Source organism: Pseudomonas hormoni (assembly GCF_018502625.1).
In the GTDB taxonomy this organism is placed as follows: domain Bacteria; phylum Pseudomonadota; class Gammaproteobacteria; order Pseudomonadales; family Pseudomonadaceae; genus Aquipseudomonas; species Aquipseudomonas hormoni.
Window position 1 is genome coordinate 96,708 of record NZ_CP075566.1, and the last position, 25,784, is coordinate 122,491.

The 25,784-nt window shown below is 55.7% G+C and carries 22 protein-coding genes and 2 tRNA genes; 16 read left to right on the top strand and 8 right to left on the bottom strand.

Features of this window, described 5'->3' with window-relative positions; all coding sequences use genetic code 11:
• Nucleotides 1-80: 80 nt before the first annotated feature.
• From ftsH to pnp, 14 genes are all read left to right on the top strand, one after another.
• Nucleotides 81-1,991 (top strand): ATP-dependent zinc metalloprotease FtsH, encoded by a 1,911-nt coding sequence (ftsH, locus tag KJF94_RS00410; RefSeq protein WP_214380588.1) that lies wholly within the window; start codon nucleotides 81-83, stop codon nucleotides 1,989-1,991.
• An 8-nt stretch (nucleotides 1,992-1,999) separates the two neighbouring features.
• Nucleotides 2,000-2,851 carry a dihydropteroate synthase gene (folP, locus tag KJF94_RS00415; RefSeq protein ID WP_214380589.1) on the top strand — a complete coding sequence of 284 codons (852 nt, stop codon included), beginning with the start codon at nucleotides 2,000-2,002 and terminating at the stop codon, nucleotides 2,849-2,851.
• Nucleotides 2,852-2,867: 16 nt separating this feature from the next.
• The gene (gene glmM / locus KJF94_RS00420; protein WP_214380590.1) at nucleotides 2,868-4,205 is read left to right on the top strand and encodes a phosphoglucosamine mutase; all 1,338 of its coding nucleotides are present in this window, start codon (nucleotides 2,868-2,870) and stop codon (nucleotides 4,203-4,205) included.
• A 66-nt stretch (nucleotides 4,206-4,271) separates the two neighbouring features.
• Entirely contained in the window at nucleotides 4,272-5,027 is a 756-nt protein-coding gene (gene tpiA / locus KJF94_RS00425) for a triose-phosphate isomerase (protein ID WP_214380591.1), read from the top strand.
• A gap of 4 nt (nucleotides 5,028-5,031) precedes the next feature.
• On the top strand, nucleotides 5,032-5,415 hold the full coding sequence (secG, locus tag KJF94_RS00430) for a preprotein translocase subunit SecG (protein WP_017336473.1): 384 nt from the start codon (nucleotides 5,032-5,034) through the stop codon (nucleotides 5,413-5,415).
• Between the two features lie 22 nt (nucleotides 5,416-5,437).
• Nucleotides 5,438-5,523 (top strand) — tRNA-Leu (locus KJF94_RS00435).
• A gap of 96 nt (nucleotides 5,524-5,619) precedes the next feature.
• Nucleotides 5,620-5,696, top strand: a tRNA-Met gene (locus tag KJF94_RS00440).
• Nucleotides 5,697-5,835: 139 nt separating this feature from the next.
• Nucleotides 5,836-6,294, top strand: coding sequence for a ribosome maturation factor RimP (gene rimP / locus KJF94_RS00445; protein WP_010463487.1), 459 nt, complete (start codon nucleotides 5,836-5,838; stop codon nucleotides 6,292-6,294).
• A 47-nt stretch (nucleotides 6,295-6,341) separates the two neighbouring features.
• Entirely contained in the window at nucleotides 6,342-7,823 is a 1,482-nt protein-coding gene (gene nusA / locus KJF94_RS00450) for a transcription termination factor NusA (protein ID WP_007900474.1), read from the top strand.
• A 27-nt stretch (nucleotides 7,824-7,850) separates the two neighbouring features.
• The gene (infB, locus tag KJF94_RS00455) at nucleotides 7,851-10,382 is read left to right on the top strand and encodes a translation initiation factor IF-2 (protein ID WP_214380592.1); all 2,532 of its coding nucleotides are present in this window, start codon (nucleotides 7,851-7,853) and stop codon (nucleotides 10,380-10,382) included.
• Between the two features lie 159 nt (nucleotides 10,383-10,541).
• Nucleotides 10,542-10,943, top strand: coding sequence for a 30S ribosome-binding factor RbfA (gene rbfA, locus KJF94_RS00460; RefSeq protein WP_034148332.1), 402 nt, complete (start codon nucleotides 10,542-10,544; stop codon nucleotides 10,941-10,943).
• A gap of 3 nt (nucleotides 10,944-10,946) precedes the next feature.
• Nucleotides 10,947-11,864, top strand: a complete 918-nt coding sequence (gene truB, locus KJF94_RS00465) for a tRNA pseudouridine(55) synthase TruB (RefSeq protein WP_214380593.1) — start codon at nucleotides 10,947-10,949, stop codon at nucleotides 11,862-11,864.
• 117 nt (nucleotides 11,865-11,981) lie between these two features.
• Nucleotides 11,982-12,251 carry a 30S ribosomal protein S15 gene (gene rpsO / locus KJF94_RS00470; protein WP_003176135.1) on the top strand — a complete coding sequence of 90 codons (270 nt, stop codon included), beginning with the start codon at nucleotides 11,982-11,984 and terminating at the stop codon, nucleotides 12,249-12,251.
• Between the two features lie 195 nt (nucleotides 12,252-12,446).
• Nucleotides 12,447-14,552 carry a polyribonucleotide nucleotidyltransferase gene (pnp, locus tag KJF94_RS00475; protein WP_007942868.1) on the top strand — a complete coding sequence of 702 codons (2,106 nt, stop codon included), beginning with the start codon at nucleotides 12,447-12,449 and terminating at the stop codon, nucleotides 14,550-14,552.
• 784 nt (nucleotides 14,553-15,336) lie between these two features.
• On the opposite strand, the gene ppa is transcribed toward pnp, so the two are convergent.
• The 5 genes from ppa to KJF94_RS00500 form a co-directional block, all read right to left on the bottom strand.
• Complete coding sequence (gene ppa / locus KJF94_RS00480; RefSeq protein ID WP_214380594.1) at nucleotides 15,337-15,867, bottom strand: inorganic diphosphatase; 531 nt, start codon at nucleotides 15,865-15,867, stop codon at nucleotides 15,337-15,339.
• Between the two features lie 26 nt (nucleotides 15,868-15,893).
• On the bottom strand, nucleotides 15,894-16,190 hold the full coding sequence (locus KJF94_RS00485; RefSeq protein WP_214380595.1) for a DUF6388 family protein: 297 nt from the start codon (nucleotides 16,188-16,190) through the stop codon (nucleotides 15,894-15,896).
• A 66-nt stretch (nucleotides 16,191-16,256) separates the two neighbouring features.
• Nucleotides 16,257-17,465: a D-alanyl-D-alanine carboxypeptidase family protein gene (locus tag KJF94_RS00490; RefSeq protein ID WP_250548206.1), complete on the bottom strand. Its 1,209-nt coding sequence runs from the start codon at nucleotides 17,463-17,465 to the stop codon at nucleotides 16,257-16,259.
• A gap of 117 nt (nucleotides 17,466-17,582) precedes the next feature.
• Complete coding sequence (locus tag KJF94_RS00495; RefSeq protein WP_214380596.1) at nucleotides 17,583-18,968, bottom strand: sensor histidine kinase; 1,386 nt, start codon at nucleotides 18,966-18,968, stop codon at nucleotides 17,583-17,585.
• Entirely contained in the window at nucleotides 18,946-19,626 is a 681-nt protein-coding gene (locus KJF94_RS00500; protein WP_214380597.1) for a response regulator transcription factor, read from the bottom strand. Before KJF94_RS00500 ends, KJF94_RS00495 begins: the two co-directional genes overlap by 23 nt.
• 382 nt (nucleotides 19,627-20,008) lie before the next feature.
• On the opposite strand from KJF94_RS00500, the gene KJF94_RS00505 reads away from it, so the two are divergent.
• Nucleotides 20,009-20,212 carry a hypothetical protein gene (locus KJF94_RS00505; protein ID WP_214380598.1) on the top strand — a complete coding sequence of 68 codons (204 nt, stop codon included), beginning with the start codon at nucleotides 20,009-20,011 and terminating at the stop codon, nucleotides 20,210-20,212.
• Nucleotides 20,213-20,800: 588 nt separating this feature from the next.
• Here the strand turns inward: KJF94_RS00505 and KJF94_RS00510 are convergent.
• From KJF94_RS00510 to KJF94_RS00520, 3 genes are all read right to left on the bottom strand, one after another.
• The gene (locus tag KJF94_RS00510) at nucleotides 20,801-21,187 is read right to left on the bottom strand and encodes a DUF1850 domain-containing protein (RefSeq protein WP_214380599.1); all 387 of its coding nucleotides are present in this window, start codon (nucleotides 21,185-21,187) and stop codon (nucleotides 20,801-20,803) included.
• Nucleotides 21,184-23,211 (bottom strand): TRAP transporter permease, encoded by a 2,028-nt coding sequence (locus tag KJF94_RS00515; RefSeq protein ID WP_214380600.1) that lies wholly within the window; start codon nucleotides 23,209-23,211, stop codon nucleotides 21,184-21,186. The genes KJF94_RS00510 and KJF94_RS00515 overlap by 4 nt, the downstream gene beginning before the upstream one ends.
• A gap of 74 nt (nucleotides 23,212-23,285) precedes the next feature.
• Nucleotides 23,286-24,236, bottom strand: coding sequence for a TAXI family TRAP transporter solute-binding subunit (locus KJF94_RS00520; RefSeq protein ID WP_214380601.1), 951 nt, complete (start codon nucleotides 24,234-24,236; stop codon nucleotides 23,286-23,288).
• Nucleotides 24,237-24,461: 225 nt separating this feature from the next.
• Between KJF94_RS00520 and KJF94_RS00525 the strand changes: the two genes are divergently transcribed.
• Nucleotides 24,462-25,784: a chloride channel protein gene (locus KJF94_RS00525; RefSeq protein WP_214380602.1), complete on the top strand. Its 1,323-nt coding sequence runs from the start codon at nucleotides 24,462-24,464 to the stop codon at nucleotides 25,782-25,784.

Here is a 25,784-nt window from a genome sequence, read left to right on the forward strand (position 1 = left end):
TAGTAAGTTAGGCCGGTGAATATCATGCGAAGCGCGCGCCATTAGCGGAGCTTGCTTCAGAGGGTAGTTAATTGAACGATATGGCAAAGAATCTGATCCTGTGGTTGATCATCGCGGCTGTCCTGGTGACAGTGATGAACAACTTCTCCAGCCCTAACGAGCCGCAGACCCTCAACTATTCCGACTTCATCCAGCAGGTCAAGGATGGCAAGGTCGAGCGCGTAGCCGTTGATGGCTATGTGATTACCGGTAAGCGCAACGATGGCGACAGCTTCAAGACCATCCGTCCCGCTATCCAGGATAACGGTCTGATCGGTGATCTCGTGGATAACCACGTGGTCGTTGAAGGCAAGCAGCCAGAACAGCAAAGCATCTGGACTCAGCTCCTGGTCGCGAGCTTCCCGATCCTGGTGATCATTGCCGTGTTCATGTTCTTCATGCGGCAGATGCAGGGCGGCGCCGGAGGCAAGGGCGGGCCGATGAGCTTCGGCAAGAGCAAGGCACGCCTGCTCTCCGAAGATCAGGTGAAAACTACTCTGGCTGATGTTGCCGGTTGCGACGAAGCCAAGGAAGAAGTCGGTGAACTGGTCGAATTCCTTCGTGATCCGGGCAAGTTCCAGCGCCTGGGCGGTCGCATTCCCCGCGGCGTGCTGATGGTCGGTCCTCCGGGTACCGGTAAAACCTTGCTGGCCAAGGCGATTGCCGGCGAAGCCAAAGTGCCGTTCTTTACCATTTCCGGTTCCGATTTCGTTGAAATGTTCGTCGGCGTCGGTGCGAGCCGTGTTCGTGACATGTTCGAGCAGGCCAAGAAGCACGCGCCATGCATCATCTTCATCGATGAAATCGACGCCGTCGGTCGCCACCGTGGCGCCGGCATGGGCGGTGGTCACGATGAGCGCGAGCAGACGCTCAACCAGTTGCTGGTAGAGATGGACGGCTTCGAAATGAATGACGGCATCATCGTCATCGCCGCAACCAACCGTCCGGACGTACTGGACCCGGCGTTGCTGCGCCCGGGCCGTTTCGACCGTCAGGTCGTGGTCGGTCTGCCGGATATCCGCGGTCGTGAGCAGATTCTCAAGGTCCACATGCGCAAAGTGCCAATGGGCGACGATGTTGCTCCGGCCGTGATTGCTCGTGGTACACCTGGTTTCTCGGGTGCCGACCTGGCCAACCTGGTGAACGAAGCGTCGTTGTTCGCTGCCCGTACCGGCAAGCGTGTCGTCGAAATGAAAGAATTCGAACTGGCCAAGGACAAGATCATGATGGGCGCCGAGCGCAAATCCATGGTCATGTCCGAAAAAGAGAAGCAGAACACCGCTTATCACGAAGCTGGCCATGCCATTGTCGGTCGCGTCGTGCCTGAGCATGACCCGGTTTATAAGGTCTCCATCATCCCGCGTGGTCGTGCGCTGGGTGTGACCATGTTCCTGCCGGAAGAAGATCGCTACAGCCTGTCCAAGCGTGCGTTGATCAGCCAAATCTGCTCGCTGTACGGCGGCCGTATCGCTGAAGAAATGACCCTGGGCTTCGATGGTGTGACCACCGGCGCCTCCAACGACATCATGCGTGCCAGCCAGATTGCGCGAAACATGGTGACTAAGTGGGGCCTGTCAGAAAAACTCGGTCCGTTGATGTACGCCGAAGACGAGGGCGAGGTATTCCTCGGTCGTGGCGGCGGTGGTCAGAGTGCAAGTTTCTCTGGTGAGACAGCCAAGTTGATCGACTCCGAAGTTCGAAGCATCATTGACCAGTGCTACGGTACGGCCAAGCAGATCCTCACGGATAACCGCGACAAGCTCGACGCCATGGCTGATGCCCTGATGAAATACGAAACGATCGATGCTGAGCAGATTGACGACATCATGGCAGGCCGTGCGCCTCGTGAGCCTCGCGACTGGTCGGGTGGCACCGGTACTTCCGGAACACCTCCGGCAGTGCAGGATCCGCGTCCGGAAACACCGATCGGCGGTCCGGCTGCTGACGTTTAAGGTTTGAAATGACTTCTGTTCAGTCCTCGACCCGGTTGCCTTGCGGCAACCGGGTTCTTGATTTGGCCCAGACGCATGTCATGGGCATTCTCAATGTCACCCCCGATTCCTTTTCCGATGGCGGCCAATACAGCCAGCTCGACGCGGCCTTGCGCCACGCTGAGGCCATGGTGTTGGCTGGCGCGACGCTGATTGATGTCGGCGGTGAGTCGACCCGGCCCGGTGCCAGGGCGGTTTCCCCCCTCGAAGAGCTGGAGCGCGTAGCGCCGATCGTTGAGCGCATCAATCGCGAGCTGGATGTGATTATTTCGGTCGATACCTCCACGCCAGCCGTCATGCGCGAAACCGCGCGGCTGGGGGCAGGTTTGATCAATGACGTCCGCGCGTTGCGCCGTGAAGGCGCCCTGGACGCGGCGGCGGACACTGGTTTGCCGGTCTGTCTGATGCATATGCTCGGCGAGCCGGGCGACATGCAGGACAACCCGCATTATCAGGACGTGACCAAAGAGGTGGGCGAGTTTCTCGCCGAGCGCATGGCGCAGTGTGCTTTGGTTGGAATCCCGGCTGAGCGGATCATCCTGGATCCGGGTTTCGGCTTCGCCAAAAACTTGCAGCACAATCTAAGTTTGTTCAAACATATGGAAGCCCTGCATATCTTCGGGCGCCCCCTGTTGGTTGGGGTTTCGCGCAAGAGCATGATAGGTCAGGCCTTGAATCGCCCGGTCGGAGAGCGACTGCATGGTGGTTTGGCACTCGCGGCGCTGGCTTCATTCAAGGGGGCGCGTATATTGCGCGTCCATGATGTGGCCGAAACCGTCGATGTGGTGCGGATGATCGCCGCAGTGGAATCAGCCGAATAAGAATGATGGAGCACTTATGACTAAGAAATACTTTGGCACCGACGGCATTCGTGGTCGGGTCGGCGTGTACCCGATTACTCCTGAATTCATGCTCAAGCTCGGTTGGGCGGCGGGCATGGCGTTCCGTAAAATGGGCGCCTGTAAAGTGCTGGTGGGCAAGGACACCCGGATCTCCGGGTACATGTTCGAATCGGCGCTCGAGGCCGGGCTGACTTCGGCAGGTGCCGACGTGATGCTCCTGGGCCCGATGCCGACCCCGGCCATCGCTTATCTGACGCGTACGTTCCATGCCGAAGCCGGGATCGTGATCAGTGCTTCGCACAATCCTCACGATGACAATGGCATCAAGTTTTTCTCCGGAAAGGGCACCAAGCTGCCGGATGAAGTCGAGCACATGATCGAAGAGTTGCTCGACACCCCGATGACCGTTGTTGAGTCGAGCAAGATCGGCAAAGTGTCGCGAATCAACGACGCTTCGGGCCGTTATATCGAATTCTGCAAGAGCAGTGTGCCGACCGGCACCAGCTTTTCGGGCCTGAAGATCGTGATCGATTGCGCTCACGGTGCGACCTACAAGGTGGCGCCGAGCGTGTTCCGCGAACTGGGCGCCGACGTCGTCGTGCTTTCCGCGCAACCGAACGGCCTGAATATCAATGACAACTGCGGTTCGACCCATATGGGCCCGCTGCAGGCTGCCGTGCTGGCCGAGCACGCCGATCTGGGCATTGCTTTCGATGGCGATGGCGATCGGGTTCTGATGGTCGATCACACAGGCGCCGTTGTGGATGGTGATGAGCTTTTGTTTATCATTGCCCGCGACCTGCATGAGCGTGACCTGTTGAAAGGTGGCGTGGTCGGGACATTGATGAGTAACCTGGGGCTGGAACTGGCCCTCGCGGATCTGTCGATTCCATTTGTGCGTGCGAACGTCGGTGACCGTTATGTGATTGCGGATCTGCTGGAGCGCAACTGGCTGGTGGGTGGTGAGAACTCGGGTCATATCGTTTGCTTCAATCACACCACCACCGGTGATGCGATCATTGCAGCGTTGCAGGTGCTGATGGCGTTGCAGACGCGCTCCGAGGGACTGGCTCAAGCCCGTCAGTCGTTGCGCAAGTGTCCTCAGGTGTTGATCAACGTGCGTTTCGGTGGTGGTGCGAGCCCGCTGGATCATCCGTCGGTCAAAGAAGCCAGCGAGCGCGTGACCAAAGCCATGGCGGGCCGTGGACGTGTGCTGTTGCGCAAGTCCGGCACGGAGCCGTTGGTGCGTGTCATGGTCGAAGGCGAAGACGAAACACAGGTTCGCGGCTACGCCGAAGAGCTGGCAAAACTGGTTACTGAAGTTTCTGCCTGAATTCGGCTTGCCAGCCATGGTTGTGTTGGGTAACATCTGCGCCCACTTTGACCGACGAGGTACAGCATGCGTCGCCCTATGGTAGCTGGTAACTGGAAGATGCACGGTACCCGCGCCAGCGTCGCTGAGCTGATCAAAGGCTTGCGTAATTTGGCCTTGCCGAGCGGTGTTGATGTAGCGGTATTCCCGTCTTTCTTGCATGTCAATCAAGTGATTGATGGTCTGGAAGGCAAGTCGATCAAGGTCGGCGCGCAGAACGCTGCGGTGGAATCCAAGCAAGGTGCATTGACCGGTGAAGTTGCACCGAGTCAGTTGGCTGATGAAGGTTGTTCCCTGGTGCTTGTCGGGCATTCCGAACGCCGCCAGATCATCGGCGAGAATGATGAGGCACTGATTCGCAAGTTCGCAGCGGCACAGGAATGTGGCTTGATTCCGGTGTTATGCATAGGGGAAACCCTGGAGCAGCGCGAAGCCGGTAAAACTCTTGAGGTTGTCGGGCGTCAGCTCGGTAGCGTCATCGAGAAACTGGGTGTCGGTGTTTTTGCAAAGGCAGTAATCGCTTACGAGCCGGTCTGGGCCATTGGCACCGGGCTGACTGCTTCGCCGCAACAGGCGCAGGATGTGCACGCAGCCATTCGCGCTCAGTTGGCGGCAGAGAATTCTGAGGTCGCACAAGGTGTGCGGCTTCTATACGGCGGCAGCGTGAAGGCGGCCAATGCGGTCGAACTGTTCGGCATGCCGGATATCGATGGGGGGCTCATTGGTGGGGCTTCCCTGAATGCAGATGAGTTCGGTGCGATTATTCGCGCCGCGGGAAACTGAAAAAATGCTGGAAACAGTCGTAGTCGTTTTTCATCTGCTGGGTGCATTGGGCGTAGTTGCTCTGGTATTGCTGCAGCAGGGTAAAGGTGCGGATGCTGGCGCGTCTTTCGGAGCAGGTGCTTCAAATACTGTGTTCGGAAGCCAAGGTTCCTCTACCTTTCTTAGTAAGTTTACTGCTATACTTGCCGCCGGTTTCTTCATAACCAGCTTGGGGTTAGGTTACTTTGCTAAAGAGAAGGCTCACCAGCTGACTCAAGTAGGTTTGCCAAACCCGGCAGTGTTGGAAGTTCCAAAGCAACAACCGGCTTCTGATGATGTCCCGGTGCTTCAAGAGCAAAAGTCGGCTACTCCAGCGACTGACGTGCCTCCAGCTCAAGAGCAAAAGTAAGAAGGGTTTCAAACGTAGTATTGCCGAGGTGGTGGAATTGGTAGACACGCAACCTTGAGGTGGTTGTGCCCATAGGGTGTAGGGGTTCGAGTCCCCTTCTCGGTACCAATTATCAGGAGAGCCCGCTGTTGCGGGCTTTCTTGTAGGTGGAAGGTTACATTGACCCTGTCAAGGATCGGTCGTATACTTCCGCCCCAGCTTTGTCGCGGGGTGGAGCAGTCTGGTAGCTCGTCGGGCTCATAACCCGAAGGTCGTCGGTTCAAATCCGGCCCCCGCAACCAGTTTAAGGAGCCCCTTTTAAGGGGCTTTTTGTTAGCTGGACACTTTCTACGCCGCTGTTCGACGGCGTTTCAAGGATGGGCGTTTCGCCCATTTTTTTATTTTTGCAAAGCATGCACATACATGCACGAGGGGGTTCAGGTGTCGAGCAAGCTAGAAGAGTTGCAGGCCTTGTTGGCCCCGGTGGTCGTGGCCCTAGGCTATGAATGCTGGGGTATTGAGTTTTCGGCTCAAGGTCGCCACTCAATGTTGCGCGTTTATATTGATAAAGAAGGCGGCGTGCTGGTGGACGATTGCGCCATCGTCAGCCGTCAGATCAGCGGTGTCCTGGATGTTGAAGATCCAATCGCCGTTGAATACACCCTTGAAGTTTCCTCGCCTGGCATGGAACGCCCACTGTTCACTATTGAGCAGTTTGCAAAATTTGCCGGTGAACAAGTGAAGATCAAGCTGCGCTCGCCTTTTGAAGGACGACGCAACTTTCAGGGCCTTCTGCGCGGTGTAGAAGAGCAGGACGTCGTGGTGCAGGTAGAAGACCATGAATTCCTGTTGCCGATCGATATGATCGACAAGGCCAACATTATTCCCAGTTTTGACTGAGACGCGGATCCCGCGGATCCAATGGCTTGCGAAAGGCGAGGCGTACGATGAGCAAAGAAGTACTGCTGGTTGTTGAGTCGGTATCCAATGAAAAGGGCGTACCGGCAAACGTAATTTTTGAAGCGCTGGAGCTGGCTCTGGCCACCGCTACCAAAAAGCGGTTTGAGGACGAAGTCGATCTGCGTGTGGAAATCAATCGCCACACCGGTGCATACGAGACATTCCGTCGCTGGACGGTTGTCGAAGAAGCAGACCTGGACGATCCGGCCATCGAAACCTGGCCGAGCAAGGTTGCCGAAACGCATCCTGGCGCCAAGGTTGGCGATGTAGTCGAAGAAAAAATCGAATCCATCGAGTTCGGCCGTATCGCTGCACAGACTGCCAAGCAAGTCATTGTGCAGAAAGTTCGCGAAGCCGAACGTGCTCAAGTCGTTGACGCCTATCGCGAGCGCCTGGGGGAAATCATCTCCGGCACCGTGAAGAAAGTGACCCGCGACAACGTGATCGTCGACCTGGGCAACAACGCCGAAGCGTTGCTGGCTCGTGAAGACATCATCTCTCGCGAAACCTTCCGGGTTGGCGTGCGCCTGCGTGCGTTGCTCAAGGAAATCCGCACCGAGAACCGCGGCCCGCAGCTGATCCTGTCGCGTACTGCGCCGGAAATGCTGATCGAGTTGTTCCGCATCGAAGTGCCGGAAATCGCTGAAGGCCTGATCGAAGTAATGGCTGCCTCCCGTGACCCGGGTTCGCGCGCCAAGATCGCGGTCCGCTCCAAGGACAAACGCATCGACCCGCAAGGCGCTTGCATCGGTATGCGCGGTTCGCGCGTCCAGGCAGTGTCGGGTGAGTTGGGCGGTGAGCGTGTGGACATCGTCCTGTGGGACGACAACCCGGCTCAGTTCGTAATCAATGCAATGTCGCCGGCTGAAGTGGCGGCAATTATCGTTGACGAAGATGCCCATGCAATGGACATCGCCGTTGGCGCAGACAATCTGGCTCAGGCCATCGGTCGCGGTGGTCAGAACGTGCGTCTGGCTAGCCAATTGACTGGCTGGACCCTGAACGTGATGACCGAATCGGACATCCAGGCTAAGCAGCAAGCAGAAACCGGCGACATCCTGCGCAACTTCATCGACGAGCTGGAAGTCGACGAAGACCTGGCACAGGTGCTGGTAGATGAAGGCTTCACCAGCCTGGAAGAGATTGCCTACGTACCGTTGGAAGAAATGCTCAACATCGACGGCTTTGACGAAGAAACCGTCAACGAGCTTCGCGCTCGTGCCAAGGATCGTTTGTTGACCAAAGCCATCGCTACTGAGGAAAAGCTGGCAGACGCCCATCCGGCCGAAGACCTGCTCTCGCTTGAGGGTATGGACAAGGATTTGGCGATGGAACTGGCGGTGCGCGGCGTAATTACCCGCGAAGACCTGGCCGAGCAGTCTATTGACGACCTGCTCGACATCGACGGCATTGACGATGATCGTGCCGGCAAGTTGATCATGGCCGCCCGAGCCCACTGGTTCGAGTAATTAGGCGCGGCCTGAGGAGAGAAGTGCATGACGCAAGTCACGGTGAAACAACTGGCCGATGAGGTCAAAACACCGGTAGAGCGCCTGTTGCAGCAGATGCGTGAGGCAGGTCTGCCGCACACCGCCGCCGAAGAACATGTGACTGACAGTGAGAAGCAATCTTTGCTGACTCACTTGAAAAGCAGCCACAAGGCGAAAGTGGAAGAACCACGCAAGATTACACTGCAGCGTAAAACCACCAGCACCTTGCGTGTTGCTGGCAGCAAAAGCATCAGTGTTGAAGTCCGTAAAAAGAAAGTTTTCGTACAGCGCAGCCCGGAAGAAATCGAAGCCGAGCGCAAACGCGAACTGGAAGAACGTCGCGCAGTAGAAAATGCTGCTCGTCAGAAGGCTGAAGAAGAAGCCAAGCGTCGCTCCGAAGAAGAAGCGCGTCGCCAGCCTGCTGCTGCGCAAACCGCTTCCAACGACGCTGTCGCAGCACCGGTTGCCGTTGCTGAGCCAGTGCGTGAAAGCGCACCGGTTGTTGCAGCTGCACCAGCTCCGTCTGCTGACGTTCGCAACAAGCAGAACGAACAGCGCCGTCCGGACAAACCACGTGCCGACGATAACAATCGTCGCAGCGGTGGTGGCGACGGCGAGCGTAAAAACGCTCCGCATCGTGCCTCGGTCAAAGAGAAAGCGCCTGCTCCACGCGTTGCGCCACGTACTACCGACGAAGAAAGCGATGGCTTCCGTCGTGGTGGTCGCGGCAAGGCCAAGCTGAAGAAACGCAACGCCCACGGTTTCCAGAGCCCAACCGGCCCTGTCGTGCGTGATGTGCAGATTGGCGAGACCATCACTGTTGGCGATCTTGCCAATCAGATGTCGGTCAAGGCTGCTGAAATCATCAAGTTTATGTTCAAACTGGGTACTCCAGCGACCATCAACCAGGTGCTTGATCAGGAAACTGCTCAGCTGGTAGCCGAAGAACTGGGCCACAAAGTGACCCTGGTCAGCGACACCGCCCTGGAAGATTCCCTGGCCGAGTCCCTGAAGTTTGAAGGTGAGACGTTCTCCCGTGCACCGGTTGTGACCGTAATGGGCCACGTTGACCACGGTAAAACCTCGCTGCTCGACTACATCCGTCGTGCCAAGGTAGCTGCTGGCGAAGCCGGTGGTATCACCCAGCACATCGGTGCATACCACGTTGAAACTGATCGCGGCATGGTCACTTTCCTCGACACCCCTGGTCACGCCGCGTTTACCGCAATGCGTGCCCGTGGTGCCAAGGCGACCGACATCGTAATCCTGGTGGTTGCAGCGGACGACGGCGTGATGCCGCAGACCATTGAAGCCGTTCAGCACGCCAAGGCTGCCGGTGTTCCACTGGTTGTTGCAGTGAACAAGATCGACAAGCCGGGCGCCGATCTCGACCGCATCCGTAGCGAACTGTCGGTTCACGGCGTGACCTCGGAAGAGTGGGGCGGCGACACCCCGTTCGTATCGGTTTCGGCGAAAGTCGGTACTGGCGTGGACGAGTTGCTCGAAGCTGTTCTGCTGCAAGCTGAAGTTCTCGAACTGAAAGCGACTCCATCGGCTCCAGGCCGTGGCGTCGTGGTTGAATCGCGTCTCGACAAAGGTCGTGGCCCGGTTGCTACCGTTCTGGTTCAAGACGGTACCCTGCGCCAAGGCGACATGGTCCTGGTCGGTTCGAACTATGGCCGTGTCCGTGCCATGCTCGACGAGAACGGCAAGCCGATCAAAGAAGCCGGTCCTTCCATCCCTGTCGAGATCCTCGGCCTGGACGGTACCCCGGACGCTGGCGATGAGATGAGCGTTCTGTCGGACGAGAAGAAAGCCCGTGAAGTGGCTCTGTTCCGTCAAGGCAAGTTCCGCGAAGTCAAGCTGGCCCGCGCTCACGCCGGCAAGCTGGAAAACATCTTCGAAAACATGGGCCAGGCAGAGAAGAAGACGCTCAACATCGTCCTCAAATCCGACGTCCGTGGTTCGCTGGAAGCGTTGAACGGTGCCTTGAACGGCCTGGGTAACGACGAAGTGCAAGTGCGTGTTGTCGGTGGCGGTGTCGGTGGTATCACCGAGTCCGACGCCAACCTGGCACTGGCCTCCAACGCTGTACTGTTCGGCTTCAACGTGCGTGCCGATGCCGGCGCTCGCAAGATCGTCGAGCAGGAAGGTCTGGATATGCGTTACTACAACGTGATCTACGACATCATCGAAGACGTCAAGAAAGCCCTCACCGGTATGCTGGGCAGCGATGTTCGCGAGAACATCCTGGGTACCGCTGAAGTCCGTGACGTGTTCCGTTCGCCGAAGTTTGGCGCGATCGCCGGTTGCATGGTTATCGAAGGTGTTGTTCACCGTAACCGTCCAATCCGTGTACTGCGTGAAGACATCGTTATCTTCGAAGGCGAGCTGGAATCCCTGCGCCGCTTCAAGGATGACGCTTCCGAAGTACGTGCCGGCATGGAATGCGGTATCGGCGTGAAGAGCTACAACGACGTCAAAGTCGGTGACAAGATCGAAGTCTTCGAGAAGGTTCAGGTTGCTCGCAGCCTCTAACTCGCGCACTTCAAGGGCCACGCCAAGCCGCCGCATGCAGATGCGCGGCACCGCGTCAGGACTCTAAACGCAACGCCCGGTCTGGCTTTTGTCAGGCCGGGCGTTTGCCGCTTTCAGACCCTTCGGGTTTCACCGTGGGGCAGTAACAGGTAACAAGACATGGCAAAAGAATACAGCCGTACCCAACGTATCGGCGATCAGATGCAGCGTGAGCTGGCACAGCTGATCCGTCGTGAAGTCAAAGACCCGCGCGTTGGCCTGGTCACCATTACCGCTGTTGAAGTCAGCCGTGACGTCGGTCACGCCAAGATTTTCATCACCGTAATGGGCCAGGACAGCGCCGAAGACATCGCGCAAAGCATCAAGGTGCTCAACTCCGCCGCTGGTTTCCTGCGCATGCAGCTAGCCCGCGAAATGAAGTTGCGCAGCGTTCCGCAGCTGCACTTCCACTACGACGAAAGCGTCGTGCGTGGCGCGCACCTGTCGGCACTGATCGAGCGTGCGGTGGCTGAAGACAATCAGCACCCGGTTGCGGCAGAAGCCGAAGACACCAAGGAGTAATCGGTGGCTCAGGTCAAACGTATCCGTCGTAACGTCAGCGGCATCATCCTGCTCGACAAACCGCTGGGGTTCACCTCCAACGCGGCGTTGCAGAAGGTCCGCTGGTTGCTCAACGCCGAGAAGGCCGGTCACACCGGCAGTCTCGATCCGCTGGCCACCGGCGTATTGCCGTTGTGCTTCGGTGAGGCCACCAAGTTCTCGCAATACCTGCTCGATTCCGACAAGGGTTACGAAACCCTGGCGCAACTGGGCAAAACCACCACCACGGCGGATGCCGAAGGTGAAGTTTTGCAGGAACGCCCGGTGACCGTTGGTCGATCCGATGTCGAAGCGGCACTGCCGAAATTTCGTGGGCAAATCAGTCAGATACCGCCGATGTACTCGGCGCTCAAGCGTGATGGCCAGCCGCTGTACAAGCTGGCACGTGCAGGCGAAGTAGTGGAGCGCGAACCGCGTTCTGTTACTATTGCGCGCTTGGAATTGCTGGCCTTTGAAGGTGATACTGCGCGGCTGGCGGTGGATTGCAGCAAAGGCACCTATATCCGCACCCTGGTGGAGGATATTGGTGAGCAACTCGGTTGTGGCGCTTACGTTGCTGAATTGCGACGTACCCAGGCCGGGCCTTTCACCCTGGCGCAGACGGTCACGCTTGAAGAGCTGGAAGCGGTACATGCCGAAGGCGGCAACGAAGCGGTCGACCGCTTCCTGATGCCATCGGACAGCGGCTTGCTGGATTGGCCACTGCTGCAGTTCTCGGAGCACAGCTCGTTCTACTGGCTCAACGGCCAGCCGGTACGAGCCCCGGATGCACCGAAGTTCGGCATGGTACGGGTACAGGATCACAACGGTCGCTTCATCGGTATCGGTGAAGTGAGCGAAGACGGGCGCATCGCGCCGCGTCGACTGATTCGGTCAGAATGACCGGACGAGGGTGGCTGTTAACAGGCACGGTCACTACTCATTTTTAGATACAGGGATTTGTCCCTGGCCTGTTGAAGCTGTTTTTCTGAAACAGTTTCCTGATAAAAGGATTGCCTCATGGCTCTCGACGTTCAAGAAAAAGCTCAAATCGTAGCTGACTACCAGCAAGCTGTTGGTGACACTGGTTCGCCAGAAGTGCAAGTTGCACTGCTGACCCACAACATCAACAAGCTGCAAGGTCACTTCAAGGCCAACGGTAAAGATCACCACTCCCGTCGTGGTCTGATCCGCATGGTAAACCAGCGTCGTAAGCTGCTGGACTACCTGAAAGGCAAGGATCTGGGTCGTTATCAGGCTCTGATCGGTCGCCTGGGTCTGCGTCGCTAATAAGCGATTGCGCTAGAGGTTGGTTGTCTGTCGTACGTCAGTGGGTTTCCCGCTGGCGTATGGCAGGCTCCCAGCCTCAAGTTTTATCTGGATACACGTTTTACCCTGGACAGGCGTTGGGCCGATTCCCGACATTGCCCAAGAATTTCGCAAGAAGACAAGTTCCCCAAGAGCCACAAAAGAAGGTAGGACACCGTGAACCCGGTAATCAAAAAATTCCAGTTCGGTCAGTCGACCGTTACCCTCGAGACTGGCCGCATCGCCCGTCAGGCCTCCGGCGCAGTATTGGTCACCGTTGACGACGACGTCAGCGTATTGGTGACCGTAGTCGGTGCCAAGCAAGCCGATCCAGGCAAGGGCTTCTTCCCTCTGTCCGTTCACTACCAGGAAAAGACTTACGCTGCCGGTAAGATTCCTGGCGGTTTCTTCAAGCGCGAAGGCCGTCCTTCCGAGAAAGAAACCCTGACTTCCCGACTGATCGACCGTCCGATCCGTCCGCTGTTCCCGGAAGGCTTCATGAACGAAGTGCAGGTTGTCTGCACCGTCGTTTCCACCAGCAAGAAGACCGATCCGGACATCGCTGCGATGATCGGTACCTCGGCTGCGCTGGCCATCTCCGGCATTCCTTTCGATGGCCCGATCGGCGCTGCCCGCGTTGCGTTCCACGAAAGCACCGGCTACCTGCTGAACCCGACTTACGAACAACAGAAAGCTTCGAGCCTGGACATGGTCGTTGCCGGTACTTCGGAAGCCGTTCTGATGGTTGAATCGGAAGCCAAAGAGCTGACCGAAGACCAGATGCTGGGCGCGGTACTGTTTGCTCACGACGAGTTCCAGGTTGTGATCAACGCCGTTAAAGAACTGGCTGCCGAAGCTGCCAAGCCGACCTGGACCTGGGCTCCACAGCCAGAAGCCACTGCTCTGCTGGGCGCTATCCGTGCCGAGTTCGGCGACGCGATTTCCCAGGCTTACACCATCACCATCAAGGCCGACCGTTACGCTCGCCTGGGTGAGCTGAAAGACCAGGTTGTTGCCAAGCTGTCCGGTGAAGAAGGCCAGCCTTCTTCCAGCGAAGTCAAAGCAGCATTCGGCGAAATCGAATACCGCACTGTTCGCGAAAACATCGTAAACGGCAAGCCACGTATCGACGGCCGCGACACCAAGACCGTACGTCCTTTGAACATCGAAGTCGGTGTTCTGCCTAAAACCCACGGTTCGGCACTGTTCACCCGTGGCGAAACCCAGGCTCTGGTTGTTGCAACACTGGGCACCGCCCGTGACGCACAACTGCTGGACACCCTGGAAGGCGAGAAAAAAGACCCGTTCATGCTGCACTACAACTTCCCTCCGTTCTCGGTAGGTGAGTGTGGTCGCATGGGTGGCGCTGGTCGTCGCGAAATCGGTCACGGCCGTCTGGCCCGTCGTTCGATTGCAGCCATGCTGCCTGCCGCCGACGTGTTCCCGTACACCATCCGTGTAGTGTCGGAAATCACCGAGTCCAACGGTTCGAGCTCCATGGCTTCGGTCTGCGGCGCTTCCCTGGCCCTGATGGATGCCGGCGTTCCGATGAAGGCACCGGTTGCCGGTATCGCCATGGGTCTGGTTAAAGAAGGCGAGAAGTTCGCCATCCTGACCGACATCCTGGGTGACGAAGACCACCTCGGCGACATGGACTTCAAAGTAGCCGGTACCGCCAAAGGTGTTACCGCGCTGCAGATGGACATCAAGATCAAAGGCATCACCGAAGAAATCATGGAGATCGCTCTGGGCCAAGCCCTGGAAGCGCGCCTGAACATCCTCGGTCAGATGAACCAGATCATTGGTCAGTCGCGTACCGAACTGTCGGAAAACGCTCCGACCATGATCGCGATGAAAATCGACACCGACAAAATCCGTGATGTCATCGGTAAAGGCGGCGCGACCATTCGTGCGATCTGTGAAGAGACCAAGGCTTCGATCGACATCGAAGACGACGGCTCGATCAAGATCTTCGGCGAAACCAAGGAAGCGGCTGAAGCAGCACGTCAGCGCGTTCTGGGCATCACCGCTGAAGCTGAAATCGGCAAGATCTACGTCGGCAAGGTTGAGCGCATCGTCGACTTCGGCGCATTCGTCAACATCCTGCCGGGCAAGGACGGTCTGGTTCACATCTCGATGCTGAGCGACGCTCGCGTTGAGAAAGTGACCGACATCCTGAAAGAAGGTCAGGAAGTGGAAGTGCTGGTACTGGACGTGGACAACCGCGGCCGTATCAAGCTGTCCATCAAAGACGTCGCAGCAGCCAAGGCTTCGGGCGTTTAATCACCCTGCGCCTGACTGCTTCAACGTTATAAAAAATGCCCCGCAGTGAAAGCTGCGGGGCATTTTTTTGTCTGCAAAACCGGGCTTGAAGTTGCCGCCTCTCAAGCCCGATGCTAGGTTTAGCCCACCGCCCGTGTAGCTCAGTCGGTAGAGCAGCGCACTCGTAACGCATTTGTCACTCGAAAGTCGTTAAAAATATGCCGGGCCTATCTCATTGAGAAATATGATTTTTTTCAAGAGAGGTCCCCGGCATTTTTTTGGGTAAAAAATGCCTCAGCTGCCAGCCGGTTGAACGCCTACTGACAGCGGATGGTTTTAACTTAGTGCTTCTCACATAGCGCATTTCAATGCTCAGGCGCGCGGTGGTTCCTGCGGTGCACCGTCGGGTTGCCCATTTTTTGATTAAATTATTTCCTCTATGAATCTTTTAGGACAAAAAGTGGCGTCCCCTTTCGGAACGTGATTAGGCGGTGAAGTTATTTGGGTAATTGCACGGACCTTCCCACGCATTTGCACCGGATTTGAGCAGCACGATTCGTGGGCATTGACCGGCAGAGAACGACCCATAGCTATCGGTCAGCAAGGGCGGAACTCAGCAAAATCTGTCGCTGGCGATAATGCGCAAATAGAACCACAAGTTGACGGAAACATGTGTCTACGCCATCAGGGATGATAAAAATGAAGTAAACGGTGGCGGAGACTGCAAATGTGCCATCGGCCTAAGCCCGCTTATGTTCCACGTCATAGGTATGGATATGTCACTTTGACTCAGGAGTTCCAAAATCTAGCTTTTGACATAGGTGGCTACCGACTTGCGAATCTGTTCCCTCGCCTCATCTGCGCTCCCCCAGCGGCCCATCTTCACCCACTTGCCCGGCTCCAACACTCTGGAGTTTTCGAAATAATGCTGGATCTGGGCGAGCAGTAGTACGGGAAGGTCTTCCCATTCCTTCACGTTGCTGTAAAAGGCGCTAAGCTTCTCGTGCGGTACCGCTATTATATTGGCTCCCGGGCCGGTTTCGTCCGTTGTGTACATAACACCAACTGGTCGACTGCGAACAACTACGCCAAGCGATACTGGGTAAGGGCAAATCACCAGTACGTCCAGAGGATCGCCATCATCACATAGCGTATTTGGAATAAATCCGTAGTACGCTGGATACAGCGTTGCTGTACTGAGGAAGCGTTCGACGAAAATCTGCCCACTTAGTTTATCCACCTCGTAATTAACTGGAGAATGGTTTGCAGGGATATCAATGACCGTAAAAAAATCATCGGGAATTTCGTTACCTGCTGAAAAATCTTCATAACTCATATTCGTACTCCAATGACTTAAGAAGACTACCCATTAATCCCATTCAGTTTGCAATACTCCTCCCACTCCATTTCTACCATTTCTGCCACCTCTCGATGAAACTCCAGGGTCAAATTTTTCAGTTCTTCGGGCGACTCTGAAATCAATGTAAGCGTCAGCTCCCATACCTCGACCCCCAGCCGCATGGCCTCTTGTTCAAAGGCCGACTCGATGCAGAATTTTTTATCGTCCGGACTCAGTCCTTGGACGGCGTCGTTGAGTGATGAGTCGCCATTGAAGAACTTCGACAGCGCTAATTCTCTTCGCAAGTCATCCGAGTTCATCAGCTACTCCGGCCCTGTGAGTCGTCTGGGCATTTTCTTCCCAGTGTGAGGACGCCTTTGCCACGGTCATGCAATCTCCGGCTCATCGAACCAACCGCGGATCGTTTGGTAAAAAAACAGATGCATTGTGTCCCACCAACGTTTCCACCAAACACCCAGTTCACCGTCTTCAAGTGCTACCAGTGGTAGGCTGCCCAGTTTTTGCTCAGCATCGTACAGATCCAGTCTTCCAACGACGGTGCCAGCAGAGATAGGCGCTTCAAGTGGTCCGTCAATCTCCAGACGTGTCTCTACTTCACGATTTTCATTCTTGGGTAATGTGAGGGTCATATCGTCCAACAATCCCAAGGCGATCAATCGTTCTTTGCCCTTCCAGAGTGCAGACCAAGTGAGTATTTCCCCTGCTTTTTTGTAGGTTTGGGTGTCGTAGAAGCGAAAACCATAGCCCATGAGCTTTTCCGTCTCTGCCGTGCGTTTATGCGCGCTGCTGGCGCCAAATATCACACTGATCAAGCGTCGCCCAGCTCGGTGCGACGAAGCCACCATGCAATAACCAGCGGCCTCAGTATGGCCAGTCTTCAATCCGTCAAAGCTTGAGTCGCGCCATAAAAGTAGATTGCGGTTGGCTTGCCGAATGCCGTTCCAAGAAAAGTGTTTTTTGGAGTAAAGCGCGTAAGAGTCAGCCCCTTGGCTGATGATTGCCCGCGCCAACAAAGCCATATCGCGGGCAGATGAATAATGCTCTGGGTCAGGCAGCCCGGTGGAATTCACAAAGTGCGTGTTACTCATGCCGAATACAGATGCAGTCGAATTCATCATCCCGACGAAGGCGCCCTCACTTCCAGCCACATGTTCGGCGAGTGCAACGCTTGCGTCGTTACCAGAGTCAATGATCACACCGCTCAGCAAGTCGTGAACAGAAACCGAACTGCCCGGGTCGAGAAACATTCGTGAGCCACCCGTGCGCCAGGCGTTTTCGCTAATAGAGACGCTGTCATCATCTTTCATGCGCCCGGCCTTGATCTCACGTGTGGCGACAAACGCCGTCATCATTTTTGTCAGGCTTGCAGGAGGTAGTCGCTTATCGCTGTTGTGACTGGTAATGACGCTTCCCGTAGCCGCGTCGATCAGAATCCAGGCTTTAGCCCCGAGTTTTGGCGCGGCGGGGATCATCGCTCTTGGCGCGTTAGTTTCAGCCAGCGCATGGTTAGCGAAGACTACAGGCATCGTTAGACAGAACACGGTTAGCAAAAGCGGGGACAACAGGTATTTCACAAGGAAGAGGCCCTAGATCACCAAAAAGTGGTGTAAAGCTAGCCCTCAGGGCGTCGAGCCTCAAAATTAAGCTGGATTAAGTTAAATTTAATGTGCAGGTATCGATAGATCCGCAAATCAACCGGAAACCGTCGGGCAGATAATCAAGACACGGGTACCGCTATGCATAGCGGCAGGCTGAATATCCAACGTATAGCCGTGCAATTTCACGATGGCCGCGACCAGGGATAATCCGAGGCCATGGCCGGGTTGCATTCTGCTAGCGTCCCCTCGGTAGAGCCTGCGAATGACGTGTGTACGGTCTGTCTCGGGTATGCCAGTGCCATCGTCAGCAACTTCAACGATGACCGTTGAATCCTTGATACTTCCCCGCAATTTGATGTGCCCTCCCTCCGGGGTGAATTTGATGGCGTTATCGAGCAGGTTGACCAAGGCTTCAAACATCAACGAAGAGTCGCCATACAGTTGAGGCAGGATATTGGTAATTTCCAGAGAGAGCGTCTGAGAGCGGTCGAGTGCCAAAGGCTCATAAAATTCATGCGCTTGCTGTAACAGCGCCATAATTTTGAAAGGTGCAAATGCCGAGCGGCGACGAATGTCGTCGAGTTCAGCAACCCGAAGCAATCCTTGAAAACGCACCATGATCGATTCGCTTTCCTCAAGGGCTTGGTTCAAAATTTGCTCGTGATCGTTGTCCATAGGCAGTTGCTGGAGCTGATAAAGCCTTGCACGCAGCCGTGTTAGTGGCGTACGCAAATCGTGAGCGACACCATCACAAACGGTTTTGACCTCATGCATCAGTTGCTCGATATGATCGAGCATCGTGTTCACGGCATTTGCCAGCATATCCAATTCATCGCGACGGGCGGATAAGGGTAAACGCTCCGACAAGTTGCCTGAAACGATGCTCTCGGTACAAAGCTGTAGGCGTTTGACACGGCGTAAGGGCAGACGCCGCAACAAGTGCCAACCAATCAATCCGGGGATGAGTGTTAACGAAAATCCCCACATCAATGCCTGCTCAATAATCCCGCCAACGGCTAAAATCGAGCCGCCGTCACGCGCCAGAATAAGAATATGCCCGTCGGGACGGCGTGCTAACAGGGCATAACTGCTTCTGGTTTCTTTGTCAGGTAACGCAATGCTCAGTCCGCGCTCAAGATAATGAACCTTGCCATCATCAGGCAAACTGGAGCGCAGTTTGAGCAGGTCTCCTGCAACGTGTTGTCCGTCGGAAGTGAACAATCCGTAAGCATCGATCCCGGGCGTTGAGTAGGCTTCACTGGCAGCCAGTTCTTTCACCAGTTTTTTGTCATCGATTTTTTGATAGTAGTGGGCACGCTGCAATAATGTCCGCTCTGCAACGGTGCCCAGGTAGTGGGAGATTTCCCAGTACAACACGCCGGTGAAGAGTGCCCCCCAAACCACAAAAAACATGGCGTAGAACCCGATCAATCGACTACCGGATGAGCGCCACTCCTCAGTTTTTGGTAGCAAGGACATAGCCGGCACCGCGTATTGTATGAATGACGGGGGTGCCTTCGTCGCCTTCAAGCTTTTTGCGCAGCCGACCAATGTGAACATCGATGATGTTCGTCCCAGGATCGAAGTGATAACCCCAGACCTCTTCAAACAGCATGGTCCGAGTGACCAACTGTCCGGCACTGCGCATCAGGTAATTGAGCAGCTTGAACTCGGTCGGTAGCAGCAGAATGTGTTCATCATTTCGAGTCAGTTTGTGTTCGACCAGATCCAATCGCAGGTTTCCGCAACAAAGTTGCGGATGGCCTGCGTCTACACTGGTGCGCCTAAGCAATGCGTCAAGACGCGCAACCATCTCGATAGCAGAAAAGGGTTTGGTCAGATAATCATCGCCGCCCGCACGCAGACCCTGAACGCGCTCATCGACGTCTGAAAGTGCACTGATCATCAGGACAGGTGTTTGAATCCCAAGACTACGCAACGTACTGACAATGGTTAGGCCATCAAAATCGGGAAGCATTCGATCCAGGGTAATGGCGTCATAACCTCCCGCAATCGCCAGTGCTAATCCGTCGCGTCCAGTTGCGGCCCATTTCGCACTGAAACCATGGCGTTGGAGTTCAGTGATGATGACTTCCGCCGTCACCTTGTCGTCCTCTATGACCAATGCGCAATTCATACCTTCCTCCGCTTCAGCCTGCTCTTAGCGCTTGCGACTCAATGCCGCCTTGGCAGGTCCACCTTAGTGACCAGCGCAGCGGCCGAAGATTAAATTTTCTTAACCCACCTTAACCTTGATGCATGCCAAAGCACCGATATATTCGAAAACTGATGCGCTCCGCACCGAGAGGAGGGAAAACATGACCCCTTATTTGGCGTTCTTTTTGTTAGCCTTTGGTTTGATGTGTACCTACGCAAGTTGGGTCACTGCATGAAGCATTCAGGTGTACCTGATGTAGATCTGGGGCTATCAACCAGCCTCTTGCAACCAACGAATTCATGCTGATGTCAATTGTATAAGGATGCGGATCAATGCTCGGTTTCAGCCTTTGGAGCCCCCTATGACTCGGCAAAAAGAGTTTTTAGCAAAAGCGTTGGAAATACATCATGAGTACCAACAGGCGACAGCTGTCATCCACGCCATGATGAGTAAAAACATGGCCGTAGGTTCCGAGTGGGATGCTGCTGTCGCCAGGCAGCTCGCAGCTCTTGACACTTGGATGGAGCTTCCTAGAGGTTACGGAGACTTCCAGGCCGTCGACTGACCTTCATTTCAATAGATTTCCAGATCATGGCGTCTACCACAGGTGCGCAGTTCCAGGGGGGAGTGGGCGCGCTGAGTCTGCGCTTCGTGCGATATACGTCCCATTCACCTGATTCACTAAAGGAGTCGCAACGGGGCCCCGCACCTAGTCGACCTATTTCTCCCGCTTGAGGTATCTTGCTACGCCACAGACGCTCGAATCGTTTGCGCGAATTGGAGAGGGTGGCTTTGTCTATCGGTGAGCAAAAACTTGGGAGGGGAATGGACGAAATATTTGTCGTGCAAAAACGTCCATTGCTTACGGACGATGGGCCTGTTTATCGAGACGCGGCGAACAATTTCAACACGGATTTTTATTACCGGATCGTCAACACGGTTACGGGTATCTTCGTCAGTGAAAAGTACCTAGTGTGCGAAGAAGCAGAGACCGTATGCCAAAGTTTAAATCTGATGGGGCGCGATGACCTTTCTCGTGATCCATCCTAACCTTTGGTCGCTGGCAAAATGCGCTCATAAATGTCGATAGGCGTTTTTCAGTCTGCCAAGTCGTTTACCTGTCTTTCCAAATCCGAATTCGGATATCCAGGCATTAGCCCGTCTCGCAACTCCACATCTGTATGAAAGGCTGGCTGTTGGTCGGTATTCCAACCCACCGGCTCATGAAGTTGCACGCCCCATTAATGCACAATTGGTAGTCTCCAGCCTCCGGAGTACGCCCCAAGCGCAGAGGTTGCAGCGGTGGCAGCTGACGTTGGTAGTGCCAACTGCCATTTTCCAGTCGGGCGTCCTCAGGAACTTCCATTCCCGCACCATTGCCCCGGATTCTGGCTTCCTTCAACACAAGGCCTTGCTTGGTGACGCGGTAGTCCTCCTCCCAACGGATCTTCTCGATAGTGTGGTCCCACGCCAGCGTGAACTGCGAAATGGGCAACTGCGCCCAGACGACGCCAGCGAGACCCAGACACAATCCAATCATGCGTTAGCCGTCCCGACCTGCTTTGACCGCCACACGTGTTGAAGGATCACCAGCAGCCCAAGTGCAAAGCCAATTTCATCGGTCAGCGGCAACGCCACGATTAACAATGCTCCCGCGCCAACACTCAACAAGCGTTCCCATAGCGCCATTTTTTGTTGCAGGTATCCCGTTGATGCCATTCCCCAGAGACCGACCGCCAACGTTGTCTTGATCAACATGTAGGCAGTCATCCATAAATTGCCACCTTGCAACATTAGCGCCGGGTTGTAGACGGCCATGAACGGAATGATGAACCCAGCGAGCGCAATACGGACCGCCCATAAACTGATCTTGAATCCGGTCTCCTTCGCAATCGGTGCTGCGGCAAAACAGGCGAGGGCCACCGGTGGCGTTAGGTCGGCTAGGATGCCGAAATAGAACACGAACATGTGTGACACGATCAGGGGCACACCCAGTTCCAACAGTGCAGGTGCTGCGATTGAACTGGTGATGATGTAGTTGGGAATGGTCGGAATACCCATGCCCAATACCAGGCAGGTGATCATCGTCAGCACCAGTGAAAGCAGCAGGTTGTCCCGGCCAATGGCCAAAATGTAACCCGCAAAGGTTGAGGCGACGCCTGTCAGTGACACTACGCCGATGATGATGCCAACCAGCGCACAAGCAATCCCCACCGGTACCGCATGTCGCGCACCTTCGACCAGCGCATGCAGGCAAATCGTCAGCGTTTCCCGGCCACCTTTTATGAATCCGCACACCAATACCAGCACCGCGATGACTAAAAAGATCACTCCGATTCCCAGCTGGAAGAATCCTGTGCACAGAACTCCGAGGGCGATCCAGAACGCACAGCGCAGGCCAAAATTACGTACTCTGAGAATGATCGCCGAGCCGAGAATGACGATGGCCGTCAGTGCCAGCCCCACCATGCCGGAGAACAGGGGCGTGCGACCGGAAAACAGCAGGTAAACCAGAACCAAGAGAGGAGTCAGCAGGTACCAGCTCTTCTTTACCGCGCCCAGTGCACTGGGGCATTGGTCCTTGGGCAGGCCTTTGAGGTTCGAGCGCTTGGCTTCCAGATGTACCATCCAGAACACGGAGCCGAAGTAAAGAATCGCGGGAATCAACGCTGCCTTGGCAATCTCCACGAACGGCACGTTGATAGTTTCAGCCATGATAAAGGCGACGGCCCCCATCACGGGCGGCATCAACTGGCTGCCCATGCTGGAGGTCGCTTCGACCCCGCCGGCAAACGCCGCCCGGTAACCGAAACGCTTCATCAACGGGATAGTGAATTGCCCTGTCGTCACGACGTTGGCAATCCCGGAACCGGTTATGGTCCCCATCAGTGCCGACGAGGCGACTGCGACTTTGGCCGGACCGCCCAGCTTGTGACCGAACAACCCCATGGCGAAATCTGTGAACAACTTGATCATGCCAGCCTGTTCCAGAAAGGCACCGAAGAGGATGAACAGGAAAATGTAGGTGGCCGACACGTAGGTTGGTGTTCCGTACAACCCTTCTGTACCAAATGAGAGTTGGTTGATGATCTGGTCAAATCCATATCCCCGGTGTGCCAAGTCGCCGGGCAGATATTCGCCTAACAAGCCATAAGCCAAGAACAGGCCGCAGATGATTGGAAGCGCAATTCCCATTACCCGCCGGGCGGCTTCGAACACCAGTGCGATCAGCACAAGACCAATCACGGTGTCTGCTGTCGTCAGATCGCCGGAGCGCTGAATCAGGTCAGCCTCGAACACCCACTGATACAAGGCCGTGGCAATCCCAGCCAGACTGAGTACCCAAGCCAGCGGTTGCCAGGGACGATCCTTACCGAAAGCGGGGTAGCTCAGAAAAACTACCCAAAGCAAAAAACCGACGTGTACGGCGCGTAAAACCTGACTTGAGATGGGTGCAAACGCTGCGGTGACAATCTGAAAGATCGAGAACAGCAACGCCACGTAAAACAGGGTTTTTGGCCAGTCTCGCGGATTTGCAGAGATGCCCTGATGATCTTCACTCATTAGCTGCCTGCCTCATGACCACATTGAAAAGAGCGAAAGAAGGCGTAGCGGTCCTGCCGCCACGCCTTGTGTCATTACAAAGCGCCCTTTTCCCTGTAGTAGCGTTCCGCGCCCGAGTGCAGTGCTATCGGCAGGTTTTTAGCTGCATTTTCCAGCTTGATGTCCTTGGCCGCCGAATGAGAGTTGCCCAAGCGAGTCAGGTTTTCGAACAACAGCTTAGTCATTTCGTAAGCCACTTCATCGGATACATCGGCTCGCGTTACCAGAATATTAGTGATCGCAACCGTAGGTACCGCTTCAGGTTGCCCATCATAGGTATTGGCCGGAATCATCGCGCCCTGATAGGCGGGGTTGCCGATTTTTGCGACCACCTCAGTCGGGATTGAAACGTAGTTCAACGGCATGACAGAGGACAAATCGCGAATAGCCGCCATGCCCAACCCGGAAGATTGCAGGGTGGCATCCAACTGTCGGTTCTTGATCAGTTCGACCGATTCGGCAAAGGGCAGGTATTGCACTTTACCCATGTCTTCATAGGTCAGGCCTGCGGCTTTGAAGATCGCTCGCGCGTTCAGTTCAGTGCCTGACTTTGGCGCTCCTACGGAGATGGTCTTGCCTTTAAGGTCCGCCAGAGTTTTGATTCCTGACTCTTTGCTGGCCACTATTTGAATGTAGTTAGGGTAAGCACCCGCGATGGCGCGCAATTTGGTTAACGGCGCACTGAAACCGGCGTCTTCCACGCCGTTCTTCGCATCGGCTACGGAGTCCCCCAGTGCGAGTGCCAACTCTCCACGACCGGCTTGCAACAGGTTCAAATTTTCCACCGACGCTTTTGTGGCCTGAACCGAAGTCTTCACGCCTGGGATGCCGTCGTTATAGATCTGCGACAGGCCAACACCAATTGGGTAGTAAACCCCACTGGTTCCCCCCGTTAGAATGTTGATGAATACTGGAGCGGCCTGAACTGCGGTGGTGACAGCCAACGTAGCGGCGGCTAACAGGGCAAAGCGGCTTATTACTCGCATGGGAAATCTCCGTCTTGTTTTTGTCTGTATGCAGAGTGATTCCACTGTAGTTGATTCAGGCGCGGACAGCGGTGGATTGAGCCAATCTCGGCGGTGGAAGTCCTGATAAAGGCTAGCAGTGACGGGATGGTTGTCCGCATTGGTGCTAGAGCTGTTGGACGACAGCGCATATCCGGTTAGTCTTGCCAGCACCACAGTCCTGAAACTCAATGGGAATTCGCTCGGGTGATCAAACCGATAGTGCTACTGCGCCGCCGCTTCGCCTCCATACGCTGGCGAACACGCGTGACGCTCTGGGCGGCTGCGACCCTGGCGGGCCTACTTGTCGTGATGTTTGCTCGGTTGGCTGATCTGGCACTGACGCAATTTGCGCAACAGACTGCCGAACGGCCCTGGTTGCCGTTTATTTACACACCCTTGGTCGGCATGTTGGTAGTGTGGTTGACCACCCGTTTTTTTGTCGGCTCCCAAGGCAGCGGCATTCCCCAGGTGATTGCCGCCACGCGCCTGGCTCATCAGGGCAAACCCGTCGACAAACTGGTGTCGCTGCGCATTGCCTTTGCCAAAATAGGACTTGGCACACTGGCGCTGACCGGTGGTTTTTCCGCAGGACGCGAGGGGCCGTCGGTGCAAGTCGCTGCTTCGATCATGCATTTCTTTCACCGCTATCTGCCCAATGCACGAATCATCCGCAGCGAGGACCTTATTCTGGCCGGAGGGGCGGCAGGCATCGCGGCAGCCTTCAATACACCACTGGCCGGTGTGGCCTTTGCCGTCGAAGAGCTGGGGCGCAAGCTTGAGACCCGCACCAGCGGAGTCTTGCTCAGCACGATCATCCTGTCGGGGATGGTCGCCATCGCCTTGCAGGGCAACTACAACTATTTCGGTCACTTCGACATACACGAAATCGGCTTGGACATCATTGCCCCGGTGCTGGTGATCGGAATTGGCTGCGGGCTGCTGGGCGGCCTGTTCAGTCGGATGTTGCTGTGGCCCCAGCGCCATCATCGATTCATCCTTTGGGAATGGCGGCGCACGCATCCTGTATGGTTCGCCGGCGCGTGTGGAATGATCGTGGCAATACTGGGCTGGTTGAGTGGCGGTATGTCATTTGGCAGCGGCTACGGGATCACGTCGCAGATCATCGTGTCCGATGTCGGCCTGCCATGGCACGCACCGATCACCCGTTTTCTTGCGACGGTAGTGACTTACTTCTCCGGTATCCCGGGCGGCATTTTTGCCCCGTCCCTGGCAGTCGGCGCCGCTGTAGGAGCCAACGTCGCGGACTTCTTTGGTTTGGCGACGCAGCCTATCATTGCGCTGTGCATGGTCGGTTTTCTGGCCGCAGTAACACAGTCCCCGATCACTTCCGCAATCATCGTGATGGAGATGATCGACAGCCATGGGATGGTGATCAGCCTTATGGCAGTCGCATTGATTGCTAAAGCGGTTAGCGCACGGATGGGGCCTGAGTTGTATCAGCAGCTAGCTCGTGGCTTTCTGCAATCGCCGGATAATGACGTCACAACCCGAAAGACAAATCCTTAA

Coding starts and splice junctions, on each gene's coding strand:
- ftsH (WP_214380588.1), top strand. CDS start 81: ATGGCAAAGAATCTGATCCTGTGGTTGATCATCGCGGCTGTCCTGGTG.
- folP (WP_214380589.1), top strand. CDS start 2,000: ATGACTTCTGTTCAGTCCTCGACCCGGTTGCCTTGCGGCAACCGGGTT.
- glmM (WP_214380590.1), top strand. CDS start 2,868: ATGACTAAGAAATACTTTGGCACCGACGGCATTCGTGGTCGGGTCGGC.
- tpiA (WP_214380591.1), top strand. CDS start 4,272: ATGCGTCGCCCTATGGTAGCTGGTAACTGGAAGATGCACGGTACCCGC.
- secG (WP_017336473.1), top strand. CDS start 5,032: ATGCTGGAAACAGTCGTAGTCGTTTTTCATCTGCTGGGTGCATTGGGC.
- nusA (WP_007900474.1), top strand. CDS start 6,342: ATGAGCAAAGAAGTACTGCTGGTTGTTGAGTCGGTATCCAATGAAAAG.
- infB (WP_214380592.1), top strand. CDS start 7,851: ATGACGCAAGTCACGGTGAAACAACTGGCCGATGAGGTCAAAACACCG.
- rbfA (WP_034148332.1), top strand. CDS start 10,542: ATGGCAAAAGAATACAGCCGTACCCAACGTATCGGCGATCAGATGCAG.
- rpsO (WP_003176135.1), top strand. CDS start 11,982: ATGGCTCTCGACGTTCAAGAAAAAGCTCAAATCGTAGCTGACTACCAG.
- ppa (WP_214380594.1), bottom strand. CDS start 15,867: ATGAGTTATGAAGATTTTTCAGCAGGTAACGAAATTCCCGATGATTTT.
- KJF94_RS00485 (WP_214380595.1), bottom strand. CDS start 16,190: ATGAACTCGGATGACTTGCGAAGAGAATTAGCGCTGTCGAAGTTCTTC.
- KJF94_RS00495 (WP_214380596.1), bottom strand. CDS start 18,968: ATGTCCTTGCTACCAAAAACTGAGGAGTGGCGCTCATCCGGTAGTCGA.
- KJF94_RS00500 (WP_214380597.1), bottom strand. CDS start 19,626: ATGAATTGCGCATTGGTCATAGAGGACGACAAGGTGACGGCGGAAGTC.
- KJF94_RS00505 (WP_214380598.1), top strand. CDS start 20,009: ATGACTCGGCAAAAAGAGTTTTTAGCAAAAGCGTTGGAAATACATCAT.
- KJF94_RS00510 (WP_214380599.1), bottom strand. CDS start 21,187: ATGATTGGATTGTGTCTGGGTCTCGCTGGCGTCGTCTGGGCGCAGTTG.
- KJF94_RS00515 (WP_214380600.1), bottom strand. CDS start 23,211: ATGAGTGAAGATCATCAGGGCATCTCTGCAAATCCGCGAGACTGGCCA.
- KJF94_RS00520 (WP_214380601.1), bottom strand. CDS start 24,236: ATGCGAGTAATAAGCCGCTTTGCCCTGTTAGCCGCCGCTACGTTGGCT.